Source organism: Streptomyces sp. LS-MS-L19 (genome assembly GCF_058382285.1).
In genome coordinates, this window is record NZ_JBYCLL010000001.1 from 8,485,378 (window position 1) to 8,500,027 (window position 14,650).

Sequence of the window (14,650 nt, forward strand, 5' to 3'; positions counted from 1 at the left end):
CGTGCCAGAGCCTCACACCACCGCCCCGACCCGCCACCGGCGAACGGAAACGGAAACGGAGACCCCGACGGTCCCACCCGGCGGCGGCCCCCACCCTCCCCGTGACCCCACCCCCCGCCCCGGCCCCACCCGTGGTCTTTCCCGGATCATGCGACCGGTTGTTCAATGGGGCTGAACATGAGAGGAGCCCGCCGTGTCCCCCGCCTCCGCCTCCGCCCCCGTGCCGTCCGTCGGCGCCCGCATCCGGCAGGCGCGGCTGGAGCGTGGTCTGGGGCTGCGTGCCCTGGCCCGTGAGGTCGGAGTCTCGGCGAGCCTGGTCTCGCAGATAGAGACCGGCAAGAGCCAGCCGTCGGTGAGCACCCTGTACGCCATCACCACGGCCCTCGGCATCTCCGTCGAGTCGCTCTTCTCCGTCGAGTCGCTCTCAGAAGGGCGGGAGACCGCCGCCGCGGTGCACCCGGCCGCCGCCGTGCACGCGCTGGCGGCCTTCGCGGCCGACCCCGCCCGGCGCCTGGGTCCCCTGGTCACCCCCGGTGAGCGGGAGGTGCTGGAGCTGGACTCCGGCGTGGTGTGGGAGCGGCTCGGGCACGTCCCCGGTACCGACGTCGACTTCCTGCTCGTCACCTACCGGCCCGGCGGCTCCTCCTCCGGCTCGGGCGGCCTGATGCGGCACACCGGCACCGAGTACGGCTATCTCACCTCCGGCGAGCTCGTCCTCACCCTCGGCTTCGACGAGCAGATCCTGCGCCCCGGCGACGCGGTCTGCTTCGAGTCGGCGACCCCGCACCGCTACCGCAACGACGGCGACGAGCCGGCCGTGGGCGTCTGGTTCGTGTCGAGCCAAAGTGTTCAGTGACACTTGACACTCCCCGTGGACGGTCGTTGACTCGAAGGTGGGGGTGGTCGCGATGGCGATCCGCACTTACGGCCCCAATGCCGTCGACTGGGAAGAGCGCGTCGACCTGGACCGGCTGCGCACACAGCGCCTGGCCCGGCTCCACGACACGCTGAACCGTTCCGAACTGGGCGCCGTGCTCAGCTTCGACTTCGCCAACATCCGCTACATGACCGCCACGCACATCGGCACCTGGGCGATGGACAAGCTGATCCGCTTCGCCCTGCTGGTCCGCGGCGGCGAACCGGTCGTCTGGGACTTCGGCTCCGCGGCCCGTCACCACCAGCTCTACAACCCGTGGCTCGACTACAGCGACGGCAAGGGCGGCCCGCCCACCGGAGCCCGCGCCGGCATCTCCACCCTGCGCGGCGCCTTCCACCCGGACGCCGGGATCGCCGAGGACGTAGCCGCGAAGATCGCCGCCGAACTCCGTACACACGGCCTGGCCGGCGAACCCCTCGGCATCGACGTCGCCGAGATGCCCGTGCTCGCCGCCCTGCGCGCCGAGGGCATCGACGTGGTCGACGGCCAGCAGGTCTTCCTGGAGGCCCGCCGCATCAAGACCGGCGACGAGATCTCCCTGCTCGCCCAGGCCTGCGCGATGGTCGACGCGGCCTACGAGGAGCTCTACTCCCACCTGCGCCCCGGAGTCCGCGAGAACGAGTGCGTCGGGCTGGTCAGCAAGGTGCTGTACGACCTCGGCAGCGAGTACGTCGAAGGGGTCAACGCGATCTCGGGGGAGCGCTGTTCACCCCATCCGCACGTCTACAGCGACCGTCTGATCCGCCCCGGCGACCCCGCGTTCTTCGACATCCTGCACAGCCACCTCGGCTACCGCACCTGCTACTACCGAACCTTCGCCGTCGGCAGTGCCTCCCGCGCACAACGGGACGCGTACGTCCGCTGCCGGGAGTACATGGACCAGGCCATCGCGCTCGTCCGGCCCGGCGCCACCACCGCCGACATCGTCCAGGTCTGGCCCCGGGCGGAGGAGTTCGGCTTCGCCGACGAGACCGCAGCGTTCGCCCTCCAGTACGGGCACGGGGTGGGCCTGTCGATCTGGGAGAAGCCCATCTTCAGCCGCCTGGTCTCCCTCGACCACCCCGAAGTCCTCGAAGAGGGCATGGTGTTCGCCCTGGAGACCTACTGGCCCGCCGCCGACGGCTGGTCCGCAGCGCGGATCGAGGAGGAGCTGGTCGTCACCGCCGACGGCTGTGAGGTCATCACCAAGTTCCCCGCCGAGGAACTGCTGGTGGCGGGCCGCAAGTACTGGACGGTGGGCGGCGAGCTCAACACCGCCCGGGAGGCGCAGTCCCACCTGAACACCCGGACCGCGAACGGACACCCACCGAACACCGGGGCCGGCGATGGACACCGCTGAACTCCTCGCCCGCTACGAGCAGATGGCCCTCATCCGCCGCACCGAGAAGGCCGCCCACGACCTGTTCCTCCAGGGCCTCGTCAAGGGCACCACCCATCTCGCCGCAGGCCACGAGGCGATCGCCGTCGGCGCGAGCGCCGCCCTGCGCGACGACGACTACGTCTTCGCCACCTACCGCGGCCACCACCACGCCATGGCCCGGGGTGCCACCCCTGAGGAGTGCCTCGCCGAACTCATGCAGCGGGCCACGGGGTTGTGCCGGGCCAAGGGCGGCTCGATGCACCTCACCAAGGCCGACGCGTTCATGCTCGGCTCCTACGCCATCGTCGGCGCCCACCTCCCGATGGCGGTCGGCGCCGCCTGGTCGGCGAAACTCCGCGGGACCGGACAGCTCGCGGTCGCCTTCTTCGGGGACGGCGCCACCAACATCGGCGCCTTCCACGAGGCCCTGAACCTGGCCGCCGTATGGAAGCTGCCGGTGCTGTTCGTCTGCGAGAACAACCTGTACATGGAGTACACGCCGATCGCCGACGTCACGGCGGTGGCCCGGCCGGCCGCCGACCGGGCGCCCGCGTACGGAATCCCCGGCGAGGTCGTCGACGGCAACGACGTCGTCTCGGTCCAGGAGGCGGTGGCACGGCTGGCGGGGCGGGCCCGGGCCGGAGACGGGCCCGCCGTACTGGAGGCCGAGACCTACCGTCACTTCGGGCACAGCAGGACCGACCCGGCGACCTACCGCCCGGCCGAGGAGGTCGAACGCTGGCTCAAGCACGACCCGTTGGACATCGCGCGGGGCCGGCTCGTCGAGGCCGGGGTCCCCGAGGAGACGGTCACCGCGGCCGACGAGCGCGTTCAGGCGGTCGTACGGCAGGCGATCGACGCGGCGAGGAACGCCCCGGCACCGGATCCGCGGGAGGCGTTCACCGACGTGTGGGCCGACGGAGGTGCGGCATGGCGGACGTGACCGAGGTGCGGGAAGCCGCCGCGCGGCAGATCAGCTACCGGGACGCCGTCGCCGAGGGCATCGCGCGGGAGATGCGGCGCGATCCGTCGGTCGTCTGCCTGGGCGAGGACATCGGCGCGGCCGGCGGGGTGTTCAAGACGACCGTCGGTCTGCACAAGGAGTTCGGGCCCGAGCGGGTGTGGGACACGCCGATCTCCGAACAGGCCATCGTGGGCGCGGCGATGGGTGCCGCGATGACCGGGCTGCGGCCCGTCGCGGAGATCATGTTCTCGGACTTTTTGGCCTGTTGTTGGGACTACCTCGCCAACGAGATACCCAAGGTGCGTTACATGACGGGCGGTCAGGTCACCGTGCCCCTCGTCGTGCGCACCGCCAACGGCGGCGGGCTCGGTTTCGGCGCCCAGCACTCGCAGGCCACGGAGAACTGGGCCCTGACCGTCCCCGGGCTGAAGATCGCCGCGCCTTCGACTCCCGCCGACGTGATCGGCATGATGGCGGCGGCGATCCGCAGCGACGACCCGGTCGTGTTCTTCGAGCACAAGGGGCTGCTGGCGAGCAAGGGAGCACCCCCCGAGCCGGATCACGTCGTCGAGCTGGGCCGTGCGGCCGTCGTGCGCGAGGGCGCGGACGTGACACTCGTGGCGCTCGCCTCCATGGTGCCCGTCGCGCTGAAGGCCGCTGAGCAGCTCGCCCAGGAGGACATCGACGTCGAAGTCGTCGACCTGCGCACGCTCGTGCCGCTCGACATGGCCACCGTCCTCGCCTCGCTCGGCCGGACCTCCCGGCTGGTCGTCGTCGAGGAGAACCCGTACCAGGGCGGCTGGGGCGCGACCGTCGTCTCCGTCGTCGCCGACGAGGGCTTCGGACTGCTGGACGCGCCGGTGCGCCGGGTCGCCGGGGAGTGCGTGCCGCTGCCCTTCGCGGACGTGCTGGAGGAACAGGTCATCCCCACCGTAGACAAGGTCATGGCGGCCGTCAGGAGCCTGGCCGCGTACTGAACAGCCGCGTACCGAACACCCCTGAGGAGGAAGCGCGATGACCCAACGGACACTCCTTCGTGCCGGACACGTGCTCTCGATGGATCCCGACATCGGGGACCTCCCGACGGGTGACGTCCTCATCGAGGACGGGCGGATCGCGGCCGTCGACCGCGAGATCAGCGCCGACGCCGAAGTCCTCGACATGACCGGCCGGATCGTGCTCCCCGGCTTCGTCGACACCCACCGCCACACCTGGGAGGCCTCGATCCGGAACGTGGCGCCCGACGCCACCCTCGACGACTACTTCGTCGACATCCTCGACACCTTCGCCCCCCTCTACACCCCCGAGGACGTGTACGCGGCCAACCTCGCGGGCGCCCTGGAATGCCTCAACGCCGGCATCACCACGCTCGTCGACTGGTCCCACATCAACAACACGCCCGAGCACCCGGACGCGGCGATCCGGGCCCTCGCGGAGACAGGCATCCGCGCCCAGTACGCGTACGGCAGCGCCAACACCTCCCTCGCCGACTACTGGTTCGAGAGCAAGATCGCGATCCCGGGCGACGATGTACGCCGGATCCGCACCGAGTACTTCGCCTCCGACGGCCTGTTGACGATGGCCCTCGCCACCCGCGGCCCCGGCTTCTGCGTCAACGACGTCGTCACCGCCGAATGGGCCCTCGCCCGCGAACTCGACATCCCCATCACCGTCCACGTGGCCATGGGACGCCTGGCCGGCCGCTTCGGCATGGTCAAACAGCTCCACGACCTCGGCCTGCTCGGCCCCGACACCACCTACATCCACTGCTGCTACTTCAGCGAGGAGGAGTGGCGGCTGGTCGCCGACAGCGGCGGTACGGTCTCCATCGCGCCGCAGGTCGAGACGCAGATGGGGCACGGCTGGCCGCCGGTGATGAAGGCCATCGAGCACGGCCTGCGCCCCTCGCTCAGCATCGACGTCGTCACCACCGTGCCCGGCGACATGTTCACCCAGATCCGCGCGGCCTTCGGAGCCGAGCGCGCCCGCGTCAACGCGGACAGCTGGCAGGCCGATGTCCCGGTCCCCGACACGATGTTGACGGCACGTCAGATGCTGGAGATCGCCACCCGCAACGGCGCCCACGTGGCGGGCCTCGAGGACCGCACCGGCTCCCTCACCCCCGGCAAGCGCGCCGACGTCGTCGCGATCGACGCGACCGCCCTGAACGTGGCCCCCGTTCACGACGCGGCCGCCGCGGTGGCGCTGAGCGCCGACGTGTCCAACGTGGAGACCGTCATCGTCGACGGCGTGGTCCGCAAGCGCGACGGCAGGCTGACAGCCGACGTGACCCGGGCCCGGCGCCTGGTCGAGGAGTCCCGCGACCGGCTGCTCGCCGCGAAGGAGGCCAAGGCGTGACGCTGCACCTGGTGCGCCGCGCCGCCGACGTACCGGAGCCGTCGTACGACGAACACGGCTACCGGCGGCGGGAGTTGGTCGGCGAGGGCGACGGCAGCTCGCACACCGGTTTCGGGGTGTGCGAGCTGCGCCCCGACGGGGGCGTCGCGGCCCATGTGCACTCGTACGAGGAGAGCTTCCACGTCCTCGACGGGACCGTGATCCTGGATGTGCCGGAGGGGTCGTACCTGCTGGAGGAGGGCGACTACGGCCTCCTCCCGACCGGTGTCCCGCACGCCTGGCGCGGAGCCGGGGACGGCGTCGCCCGCTGGGCGGACATGCTCGCGCCGGTACCGCGGGCCCGGTACGGGTACGACACCCAGCCGGTCTCGCCGTGGCCCGCACGTGACCCCGTCCGGATCGATGTCCGCGATCCGCGCACCCGGTCCTTCGGGCACTTCGAGCCCGCGCAGATGGACCCCGGGAAGCAGTCGCAGGACCTGCTCGCGGTGTCGGCGAGCATGCGGACCGCGCTGCTCGTCTACAGCGGCATCACCGTGAAGATGATGGTCGACGGCGACCTCGGCGCGGTCGCCTCGACGATGTTCATGGTGCAGTACGCGCCCGACGGCGTCGCGGGCACGCACGACCACCCCTTCGAGGAGACCTATCTGTTCCTCGAAGGGGAGGCCGACGCGGTGTTCGACGGTGTCCGTTACCGGCTCGGGCCCGGCGACTGCGCCTGGGCGGGGGCCGGTTGTGTGCACGGCTTCGCCAACGCCGGTGACGGGCCGCTGCGTTGGCTGGAGACCCAGGCGCCGCAGCCGCCCTCCCGGCACTCGTACCGCTTCACGCGGGACTGGGACTATCTGAGGGAGTCACCCCGATGAGCAGCGTGGTCGTGATCGGCGGAACCTCCGGCATCGGGCGGGAGTTCGCCCGGGCGCGGGCGAACCGTGGCGACGAGGTGGTGATCACCGGGCGGGACGCCCACCGCACCGAAACCGTCGCCAAGGAGATCGGCGCCCGCGGGCTCGCCCTGGACCTCGCGCGACCGAAAGGGATCACCGACGCACTGCGTGACGTGGGGGCCGTCGACCATCTGGTGATCGCGGGCATCTCCCGCGACGAGAACCGGGTCTCCGACTACGACATCGACGCGGCGGTCCATCTCGTCACGCTCAAGCTCGTCGGCTACACCGCGGTCGTGCACGCCCTGCGGTCACGTCTCCACGACGACAGCGCCATCGTGCTGTTCGGCGGCCAGGCCAAGGAGCGGCCCTACCCGGGCGCGACGACCGTGGCCACCGTCAACGCCGGGGTGAGCGGGCTGACGCACACCCTCGCCGTCGAACTCGCTCCCGTCCGGGTCAACGCGATCCACCCCGGGGTCGTCGGCGACAGCCCCCACTGGCGGGCCAAACCGGAGGAGGTGCTGGCGGGCCTGCGGGCCAGGACGCCGACCGGCCGGCTCGCCACGATGGCCGACGTGGTGGACGCCGTGGACTTCCTGCTGCGCAACGGCTCGGTGAACGCGGTGGAGTTGAGCGTGGACGGGGGATGGCTGCTGGGGTGAGAGCCCCGGGGACAGGGAGGAGCAGGAGCTCAGCGCTTGATGCCGACCGCCCCGTACAGCGACACGAGCTCTCCGTCCTCCCGCTCGTCCGGACGCCACCGCGACAGCGACACGATCCCCGGCTCCAGCACCTCAAGTCCCTTGAAGAGACGGCTCACTTCGTCGTGCGAACGGGCCACGAGGGTCACCCCCTTCGCCGTGTAAGCCGCGATGCCCGCGTTGACGTTCTCCGGATCGAAGTCCGCGGTCATCGCCGACAGCACCAGACAACTGCCCGGCGCCAGCGCGTCGACCAGCGTGGCCACCAGCTCCTGGGCGCCGTCCGCGTCGGAGACGAAGTGCAGCAGCGCGATCAGCGACAGCGCGACGGGCTGGTCGAAGTCGAGGACGGCCGAGGCCCCTTGGAGAATGCGCTCCGGCTCGCGCGCGTCGGCCTGGAGGTAGTGCGTCGCCCCCTCCGGGGTGCCGTGCAGCAGGGCGGCCGCGTGGGCCAGGACGATCGGGTCGTTGTCGACGTACACGATCCGCGCGTCCGGTACGGCGGACTGGGCGATCTGGTGGAGGTTGGGCTCGGTGGGGATGCCGGAGCCGATGTCGAGGAACTGCCGAACCCCCGCCTCCCGTACGACGACCCGCGTGGCCCGCTCCATGAACCGGCGGTTGGCGCGCGCCTGCCGGGGGGCGTCGCCCTGCGCGGTGATCTGCCGTCCGAGCTCCTCGTCGACGGGGTAGTTGTCCTTCCCGCCGAGGAACCAGTCGTACACCCGGGCCGGATGCGGCCTGCTCGTGTCGATCCGCCGGCCGGCCGACTCGGTCCCGGTCACACAAAACTCCTCTGCTCGACAAGATGTGCGAGCAGTGTGCCACGACCGTCGGACCGCCGGGGGCTGTCTTCGGCCATGTCGACGCCAACCCCCGACAGCGCCAACGCGGCTGTCAGGACGGTCGGTTGGAGATCGCGTTCAGGGGCGCACACGCGTCCGTGCGCGCCGACGGGAGTTCCCGTACGACGCGCACGGCTACGACGCGCAAGATGGTCGCGGCGTGCACGGCCCTGCTGCCGCAGCGTGCGCAGGTGTTACGACGCCCGCGGCCGCGTCACGGCTTCAGCGGGTCGTGCCCCACGGACATCAGCCGGTGCCTGCGCAGGCTCTCCTCGGCCCCGGGCTCGTTCTCCACGTCGGCCTCCGCCTCGACGGTGTCCACGACCTCGTACATGACCTCGATGTCCTCGTCGGTCAGGTCCGTCCGCCGCTTCTGGAGGATCGCCAGGACATGCTGCCCCGTCGGCTCGCCTGCGTGCTCCGGCAGCGGTTCCGCGGACTCGTCGGCGTCGCTCACCCGCAGCCAGGCGGCGAGTTCCTGCGAGATCATGTTCACCGCGCGGTGGAAGTCCTCCCACAGCGCGTCGAGTTCGAGGGCGTCGGTCATCGGGTGCCCCTTCCGTGTGAGTACGTGCGCCGTCAGCTGTCCTTCGGCCAGTTCTCCGCGTCGAACATCCAGCGCTGCTTCTCCAGCTCCGCCGTGATGGCGATCAGCAGGTCCTGGGTGACCGGGTCCGCCTTCTCGGTGGCCTCGATGCGCTCCCGCAGCCGTGTGACGGCCGCCTCCAGGGACTCGACCATGACCCCGACGACCTCGGTGTCCCGCACCCAGCCGTCCTTCGGGCCGGGCAGCGTGAACGCGGACGCGATGGTCTCGGGACGGCCGTCCGGCGGCAGGCCGAGCGCGGCGGCGCGCTCCGCGACCGTGTCGGAGAAATCGCGGGCGGCGGTGACCACCTCGTCGAGCTGGAGGTGGATGGAACGGAAGCGCGGCCCCACCAGGTTCCAGTGGGCCTGCTTCCCGATCAGGGAGAGCCCGACGAGATCCACCAGCGTGCTCTGCAACGCGTCTCCGGTGACCTGGCGGGCGTCTTCGGGAAGCGTGCTCTTCATGACAGTCATACGGTGCTCCTCCTTCTGGCACGGTCGATGCCGGCACGGAGCAGCTCGTCGCGTTCCTGTTCGCAGGTTCCGCCCCACACGCCCGAGGTCTGTCCGCTGCTGAGCGCCAGATCGAGGCACTCGGCGGTGACCGGGCAGCGGGCACACACGCGCTTGGCCGCCGCGGTGTCCCGCAGGGCCGGGCCTTGTGTGCCCACGGGGAAGAACAGCTCGGGGTCCTCTCCCACACAGGCCGCTCGACGCAACCACTCCATGGGGGCGCGGGTGCCCCGGGCGTACTCGTGCAAACAGCGTTGTCTCAGCGTGTGAGCACGTCGTCGACGAAGTCCGTCACGTCCGCGAAGACACGCGCCTTGTTCGTCTCGTGGAACACCTCGTGCCGGGCGCCGGCGTAGATCCGCTCGGTGAACCTCTCGCCCTTGATCTCCTCGACGCCGACCCGGCTCCCGGCGAGCGGGACCAGCCGGTCGTCGTCGCCGTGCAGCCACAGCAGCGGGAGCGGGCCGAGGCCGCCGCCCTGGGACACGGTCTCCAGGGTGCGCGCGAACGCCTCCACCGTCGGCCGCTTCATCGGCCCGTGCCAGACGAGGGGATCCGCGGTGTACGCGGCGCCCACCGCGGGGTCGCGGGAGAGCGAGGCCGGACTGATCGGAGTGTCGGGGATCTCGTCCAGGGCGAGCAGCGCCCCCGGCAGCTCCCACGCGCCGATCACCGGCCCCGACAGGACGAGTGCGGCGAGCTCGTCGCCGTAGCGCTGGGCGAAGCGTGCGGCGATCAGACCGCCCATGGAATGGCCGACCATGACGAGCGGTACGCCGGGGTGGGCGCCCCGGACCAGGTCGGCCACCGCGTGCACGTCCGTGGTCACGTCCTCGAAGTCCTCGATCAGGACCCGCTCGCCGGACGACTTCCCGTGCCCCCTGTGATCAGGCCCGAAGACGGCCGCACCGTGCGCCCCGAGGACTCCGGCGAGCTCCTCGTACCGGCCGATGTGCTCGCCGTAGCCGTGCACGAGCAGGGCCGTGTACCGGGGCCGGTCGTGGGGCCACTCGCGGACGGTGAGGGGGCCGTGGGTTCCGGTGAGGACGTGCTCGGGCATGTCGTCTCCAACTGGGGTGGGGGTCGATACCAGCGGTGCTGATGATCCCCTCAGCGGCCGGGGACGGCCAGGTCGCCCTCGATGTACTGGGCGCGGCCGAAGCCGAACGACCAGTCCTGCGGGCCGTTCTCGAAGATGCTGACGAAGACGTCCTCGCCGGCGACGCCGAGGGGTTCGAGCCGCTCGGCGACGGCCGCGAAGAGCTGTTGCTTGACCTCGGTGGTGCGTCCCGACTGGGTGAAGATCTGGATCATCACCAGCCGGTCGCTCCGTTCGAATCCGAGCCCGGCGTCGAGGGCGATGACGTGGTCGGCGTCGTGCTCGGTGATGACCTGGAAGCGGTCCCGTTCCGGGATGGCCAGCACGTCCACGATCGAGCGGTGGGCCGCGTCGGCGATGGCCCGGATGTCCTCCGGACGGCGTCCGCGGATGAGGTCGATTCGTACGAAAGGCATAGTGCTCGTTCCTTGGTTGTCGGGTTGTGACGGGACTTGTCCGTGGTGACCGGTGGTTCACCGGAACCCTGCGTTGACCAGCTTCCTGACGGCGATCGTCACCGCCGCGATGGCCGACGACATCCACGACGGTTCCGCGGTGAGCCGGATCAGGCCCGCCGCCAGGAGGAAGTCGGTCAGCACCGCGACCGTGGGTTTGACGCGGCGCAGCCGGAGGCCGACGCAGGCGGCGGAGAGCAGACCGAGCAGCGTCACCAGCAAGGCGGTCCGGTGCAGTACGGCCGTCATGACGGGGCCGCCTGCCTTGTGGCGGGCCCGTCACCCGGTATCCACTCGACCTCCCTGCGCTCCTTCTCGATCTCCTTGCCGAGGAAGTAGTTCAGGACGGTGCGGATGGCGGCGATCGCGGCGAGCTGCCCGATCTCCGTGAACGTGGGCGCGATGGCCGTCCGCAGGATGTCCCCGGCCAACTGGAACTCGAGCCCCAGGGTGAGGAAACGCCCCAGGGACAGCCGGATCCGGTTGAACTCCAGTCGTGGCTCCCGCGCACCTTGCCTGGACGACCGCGCCCACGGTGCCGCCCCTCGCAGGAGCTGCACGAACGCCCAGAGCGCGCCGGCGAAAATGACCAGCGCACCGGCGAACTCCACCAGATGCACCATCGTGTCGACGACGTCCTGCAGCGTCGACTCCGGAAGCAGCTGTCCGACGGCGAGGGCATCGCCACCGTCCCGGGTCACATCCACCGCACGACACTCCTTCGACCCCGCCGACATGACACGCGTACCCCTCCGCCTCCCACGACTCCGCGACCGTCAGCGCCAGTAGTCGTTCGCGGCCGCGATGGTGGCGAACTCGACCGCCACGACATGTCCGATCGCGATCAGCGAGTCCGGGTTCTCGGCGTACACCGGGCGCAGCCGGCCGGGCACCTTGTCGTCCGGCTGCGTCGCCTTGATGACCAGGCGGGCCATCTTCAGAGCCAGTTCCCGCCCGTCCTCAGGCGTGGCCGTGATCAGGGTGTTGTCCGGGACGAGTGCCATGCGGTGACTCCGTTGAACGTGAGACGGGCAGATGCGGCACCGGTCGGGCGCCACGGCACGAGTCTCGATCAGGAGCACCGCTCACGTCGTGAGCAGTTCTGCTCAACGGGTACCTATCTCGCGGCCCACCAGGCGGCGATCTGGGCGCGGGAGGAGAAGCCCAGCTTGGTCAGGATGCGGTTGACGTGGTTGTCGACGGTACGGGGGGAGAGCACCAGCTCGGCGGCGATCCTGCGGTTGGTCATGCCCCGGGCGACCAGCGCGACGACCTCCTCCTCCCGGCGGGTCAGTCCGCTCGCGGCGGCCGGTGGGAGGGGCGGCGTGGTGCCGGTGCCGGCTTCCGTTCTCATGCCCGGTCCCGTCCCCGTGCCCTTCCCGAGGGCATAGGTGATGGCCAGGTCGGCGCCGTCGATCGCGGCGCCCGCCGCGAGGGCCTGTTCGTAGCCGGCCGGACCCAGGGCGCCACGGACCTGGGCCGTGCACCGCAGGTGATGCTCCTCGTCCCGGTCGCCCGCGACGATGGTGATGCCGGTGTCCTCGCGCAGCGCGCGGGCCGCGCCCAGCAACCGGCCGGCCCGCTCGTGGTCGCCCGACTCGGCGGTGATCCAGGCGAGTTGCTCCACGGTCCCGGCCACGCCGATGCCGTCGCGGAAGCCCCTCAGCGACTCCAGCGCGGCCAGCGTCCTTTCCCTGGCCTCGGCCTGGTCGCCACGCTCCCAGGCCCGGCGGCCCAGCACCATCAGCAGCCGGGCGCGCGACCAGCGCTCTCCGTGCTCCTCGGCGGCGGCGAGTGCCTGCGCGCAGGTTGCGGGCGCGCGCGGGTCCTCGCCCAGGGTCTGGGCCACGCCCAGTGCGCACCGCCATCTGACCTCGCCGTACCGGTTGCCGAGCGCGGTGTGCGCGGCAACCGCCTGCTCGAGGAGGGTGACGGCGTCGTCCGTCCGCCCCTCGTGGAGCGCCAGTGCGCCCCGGTGCCCGCACGCGTCCGCGCCGGCCGCCGCGTCCCCGAGGTGTGCGGCGAGGTCGTCGGCCTCGTCCACGAACCGGTGGGCCGCCGCGGGGTCGGGCTGGATGCAGGCGACGTGGGTGGCGACGAGCAGGGCGCGCAACCGGGCCGCCGTGGGCTGCGGCGCCGCGGTCAGCGCCCGGTCCAGATACCGTCGCCCCTCGCTGAGACACCCGCCGGCGATCCAGTGGAAGACCAGCGCGGCGGGCAGCTCCAGCGCGGCCTGCCGGTCCGCGTCCGGCGCCGGCCGCCCGCCGCCGGCGCCGTCCCCGCCGTCGTGGGCGATCGGCTTCGCCGCCTCCTGCTGCTGGTACTCCAGGGCCGCCATCAGATTGCTGTGGTCGGCGTGCAGTCGGGCCAGGCTCTCCGCCTGCCGGGAGCCGAGCCAGTCCTCGCGACAGCGCTCGGCCAGGGCGAGGAAGAAGGCGCGGTGCCGCCGCCTTAGCCGCCGCTCCTCGCCACGGCCTTCCAGGTGCTCCCACCCGTACTGACGGATGGTCTCCAGCAGCCGGTAGCGGGGCCGCTCCTCGGTGCCGGCGTGCTCGACCAGCGACTGCGCGACGAGCCGGTCCAACACGTCCATCACCTCGCCCGCGGCCAGGCCCTGTGGGGCGGGGGTTCCGTTGCGCGTGGTCGGGCCTTGTCGGGCGGGGGTTCCGTCGCTCGCGGTCGGGGCCTGCCCGGCGCGAGCTCCCTCGCCCGCGATCGGGCACTGTCCAGCGGGAACCCCCGCGCCCGCAATCGGGCTCTCTCCGGCGCGAGCCCCCTTGCCCGCCGCCAGGCCCTCCCCCGTACAGACGCCTTCGGCGTTCGTCGGCACCGCCCGAGCACAGGCACACTCGGCCCCTGCCAGACCTTCCCGCGCACGGATGCCCTGGTCCGCCGTCAGGCCTTGCCCTGCTGGGCCCGCGTCGTCCGCCGTCAGGCCTTGCCCTGCTCGGCCCCCCTCATCCGCCGCCGGACCCCCGTCCGCGCAGACCGCCTCCGCCGCCTCCAGCGTGAAGCTGCCGGCGAAGACCGACAGGCGGCTCCACAGCAGCCGTTCCGCCGGACCGCACAGCTCCCAGCTCCAGTCGACGGCCGCACGCAGCGTCTGCTGGTGGGGTCTGGCGGCACGGCTGCCGGCCGTCAGCAGGGCGAACCGGTCCTCCAACCGCGCGACGACCGGCTCCACCGACAGCGTGCGCAACCGGGACGCGGCCAGCTCGATCGCCAGTGGCAGCCCGTCCAGGCCCGCGCACAACCGGTCGATCGCCGCCCGGTTCGCGTCCGTGAGCCGGAAACCAGGGCGCACGGCGGCCGCCCGCTGCACCAGCAGCTCGGCCGCGTCCGCCCGCCCCAGCGGCGGTACGGCGATGACGTGCTCGCCGGTCAGCCGCAACGTCTCCCGGCTGGTGGCCAGGATGCGCACCTCGGCGGCCGCCGACAGCAGACGCTGCGCCAGCCCGGCGCACGCCTCCACCAGGTGCTCGCAGTTGTCCATCACCAGCAGCAGCCGCCGCTCCGACACATGCGCCGCGAGCAGCTCCACCACCGGACGGGTGCCCTGGTCCACCACGCCGAGCGTCACGGCGACGGTGTCCGCCACCAGCGCCGGATCGCGCACCGGCGCCAGATCCACCAGCCACACCCCACCCGGGAACGAACGGGCCGACGCCGCGGCCGCCTCCAGCGCGAGCCGTGTCTTGCCCACCCCGCCGGCGCCGGTCAGCGTCACCAGCCGCGCGCCGCCGAGCAGACGGCGCACCTCGGCCATCTCGCTCCGCCGCCCCACAAAGCTGGTGAAGGCGGCGGGCAGGCCGCCCACCGGGCGCGTCACGCTGGTCACGTCAGAACCTTCTCATGTCCCTCAGGTGTGTGTGCGCAGCCGGTGCGGGCCCCGCGATGGGTATCCCTTGAGCAGAACTGCTCACGACATGAGCGACAC

General features: G+C 71.7%; 17 protein-coding genes. 7 read left to right on the top strand and 10 right to left on the bottom strand.

The genetic code is table 11. The annotated features are described in order from the left end of the window. The first annotated feature begins 193 nt into the window (after positions 1-193). The 7 genes from AC2XR2_RS37795 to AC2XR2_RS37825 are packed head-to-tail and all read left to right on the top strand — an operon-like array spanning position 194 to position 7,174. Entirely contained in the window at positions 194-856 is a 663-nt protein-coding gene (locus AC2XR2_RS37795) for a helix-turn-helix domain-containing protein (RefSeq protein WP_381295728.1), read from the top strand. Between the two features lie 52 nt (positions 857-908). Next, complete coding sequence (locus tag AC2XR2_RS37800) at positions 909-2,276, top strand: M24 family metallopeptidase (protein ID WP_491517529.1); 1,368 nt, start codon at positions 909-911, stop codon at positions 2,274-2,276. Beyond that, positions 2,263-3,240, top strand: coding sequence for a thiamine pyrophosphate-dependent dehydrogenase E1 component subunit alpha (locus tag AC2XR2_RS37805; RefSeq protein ID WP_491517530.1), 978 nt, complete (start codon positions 2,263-2,265; stop codon positions 3,238-3,240). The genes AC2XR2_RS37800 and AC2XR2_RS37805 overlap by 14 nt, the downstream gene beginning before the upstream one ends. Next, on the top strand, positions 3,228-4,238 hold the full coding sequence (locus AC2XR2_RS37810; protein ID WP_491517531.1) for an alpha-ketoacid dehydrogenase subunit beta: 1,011 nt from the start codon (positions 3,228-3,230) through the stop codon (positions 4,236-4,238). The genes AC2XR2_RS37805 and AC2XR2_RS37810 overlap by 13 nt, the downstream gene beginning before the upstream one ends. A 37-nt stretch (positions 4,239-4,275) precedes the next feature. Continuing rightward, positions 4,276-5,619 (top strand): amidohydrolase family protein, encoded by a 1,344-nt coding sequence (locus AC2XR2_RS37815; RefSeq protein WP_491517532.1) that lies wholly within the window; start codon positions 4,276-4,278, stop codon positions 5,617-5,619. Next, complete coding sequence (locus AC2XR2_RS37820; RefSeq protein WP_491517533.1) at positions 5,616-6,488, top strand: cupin domain-containing protein; 873 nt, start codon at positions 5,616-5,618, stop codon at positions 6,486-6,488. Before AC2XR2_RS37815 ends, AC2XR2_RS37820 begins: the two co-directional genes overlap by 4 nt. After that, on the top strand, positions 6,485-7,174 hold the full coding sequence (locus tag AC2XR2_RS37825; protein WP_491517534.1) for an SDR family NAD(P)-dependent oxidoreductase: 690 nt from the start codon (positions 6,485-6,487) through the stop codon (positions 7,172-7,174). Before AC2XR2_RS37820 ends, AC2XR2_RS37825 begins: the two co-directional genes overlap by 4 nt. 29 nt (positions 7,175-7,203) lie before the next feature. Here AC2XR2_RS37825 and AC2XR2_RS37830 read toward each other — a convergent pair whose 3' ends face one another. The 10 genes from AC2XR2_RS37830 to AC2XR2_RS37875 form a co-directional block, all read right to left on the bottom strand. Further along, the gene (locus AC2XR2_RS37830) at positions 7,204-7,998 is read right to left on the bottom strand and encodes an SAM-dependent methyltransferase (RefSeq protein ID WP_330263162.1); all 795 of its coding nucleotides are present in this window, start codon (positions 7,996-7,998) and stop codon (positions 7,204-7,206) included. A 274-nt stretch (positions 7,999-8,272) separates the two neighbouring features. After that, positions 8,273-8,605 (bottom strand): DUF3140 domain-containing protein, encoded by a 333-nt coding sequence (locus AC2XR2_RS37835; RefSeq protein ID WP_491517535.1) that lies wholly within the window; start codon positions 8,603-8,605, stop codon positions 8,273-8,275. Between the two features lie 32 nt (positions 8,606-8,637). Continuing rightward, complete coding sequence (locus AC2XR2_RS37840) at positions 8,638-9,120, bottom strand: Dps family protein (RefSeq protein ID WP_491517536.1); 483 nt, start codon at positions 9,118-9,120, stop codon at positions 8,638-8,640. Next, positions 9,117-9,374: a WhiB family transcriptional regulator gene (locus tag AC2XR2_RS37845; protein WP_381295746.1), complete on the bottom strand. Its 258-nt coding sequence runs from the start codon at positions 9,372-9,374 to the stop codon at positions 9,117-9,119. The genes AC2XR2_RS37840 and AC2XR2_RS37845 overlap by 4 nt, the downstream gene beginning before the upstream one ends. 44 nt (positions 9,375-9,418) lie before the next feature. Next, complete coding sequence (locus AC2XR2_RS37850; protein WP_491517537.1) at positions 9,419-10,219, bottom strand: alpha/beta hydrolase; 801 nt, start codon at positions 10,217-10,219, stop codon at positions 9,419-9,421. A 50-nt stretch (positions 10,220-10,269) separates the two neighbouring features. Further along, positions 10,270-10,674 (bottom strand): tautomerase family protein, encoded by a 405-nt coding sequence (locus AC2XR2_RS37855; RefSeq protein WP_491517538.1) that lies wholly within the window; start codon positions 10,672-10,674, stop codon positions 10,270-10,272. A gap of 57 nt (positions 10,675-10,731) precedes the next feature. Then, positions 10,732-10,962, bottom strand: a complete 231-nt coding sequence (locus AC2XR2_RS37860; protein WP_491517539.1) for a hypothetical protein — start codon at positions 10,960-10,962, stop codon at positions 10,732-10,734. Further along, positions 10,959-11,336, bottom strand: coding sequence for a DUF1622 domain-containing protein (locus AC2XR2_RS37865; protein ID WP_491518568.1), 378 nt, complete (start codon positions 11,334-11,336; stop codon positions 10,959-10,961). Before AC2XR2_RS37865 ends, AC2XR2_RS37860 begins: the two co-directional genes overlap by 4 nt. Before the next feature lie 153 nt (positions 11,337-11,489). Further along, a complete protein-coding gene (locus AC2XR2_RS37870) occupies positions 11,490-11,717 on the bottom strand; it encodes a hexameric tyrosine-coordinated heme protein (RefSeq protein WP_491517540.1) in 228 nt (75 codons plus the stop codon). Between the two features lie 113 nt (positions 11,718-11,830). After that, positions 11,831-14,551, bottom strand: a complete 2,721-nt coding sequence (locus AC2XR2_RS37875) for a LuxR C-terminal-related transcriptional regulator (RefSeq protein ID WP_491517541.1) — start codon at positions 14,549-14,551, stop codon at positions 11,831-11,833. Positions 14,552-14,650 lie beyond the last annotated feature (99 nt).

Bases quoted from the DNA above. Each gene is read 5' to 3' on its own strand.
- AC2XR2_RS37800 (WP_491517529.1), top strand. From the start codon at position 909: ATGGCGATCCGCACTTACGGCCCCAATGCCGTCGACTGGGAAGAGCGC.
- AC2XR2_RS37805 (WP_491517530.1), top strand. From the start codon at position 2,263: ATGGACACCGCTGAACTCCTCGCCCGCTACGAGCAGATGGCCCTCATC.
- AC2XR2_RS37810 (WP_491517531.1), top strand. From the start codon at position 3,228: ATGGCGGACGTGACCGAGGTGCGGGAAGCCGCCGCGCGGCAGATCAGC.
- AC2XR2_RS37815 (WP_491517532.1), top strand. From the start codon at position 4,276: ATGACCCAACGGACACTCCTTCGTGCCGGACACGTGCTCTCGATGGAT.
- AC2XR2_RS37825 (WP_491517534.1), top strand. From the start codon at position 6,485: ATGAGCAGCGTGGTCGTGATCGGCGGAACCTCCGGCATCGGGCGGGAG.
- AC2XR2_RS37835 (WP_491517535.1), bottom strand. From the start codon at position 8,605: ATGACCGACGCCCTCGAACTCGACGCGCTGTGGGAGGACTTCCACCGC.
- AC2XR2_RS37840 (WP_491517536.1), bottom strand. From the start codon at position 9,120: ATGACTGTCATGAAGAGCACGCTTCCCGAAGACGCCCGCCAGGTCACC.
- AC2XR2_RS37845 (WP_381295746.1), bottom strand. From the start codon at position 9,374: ATGGAGTGGTTGCGTCGAGCGGCCTGTGTGGGAGAGGACCCCGAGCTG.
- AC2XR2_RS37850 (WP_491517537.1), bottom strand. From the start codon at position 10,219: ATGCCCGAGCACGTCCTCACCGGAACCCACGGCCCCCTCACCGTCCGC.
- AC2XR2_RS37855 (WP_491517538.1), bottom strand. From the start codon at position 10,674: ATGCCTTTCGTACGAATCGACCTCATCCGCGGACGCCGTCCGGAGGAC.
- AC2XR2_RS37860 (WP_491517539.1), bottom strand. From the start codon at position 10,962: ATGACGGCCGTACTGCACCGGACCGCCTTGCTGGTGACGCTGCTCGGT.
- AC2XR2_RS37865 (WP_491518568.1), bottom strand. From the start codon at position 11,336: ATGGTGCATCTGGTGGAGTTCGCCGGTGCGCTGGTCATTTTCGCCGGC.
- AC2XR2_RS37870 (WP_491517540.1), bottom strand. From the start codon at position 11,717: ATGGCACTCGTCCCGGACAACACCCTGATCACGGCCACGCCTGAGGAC.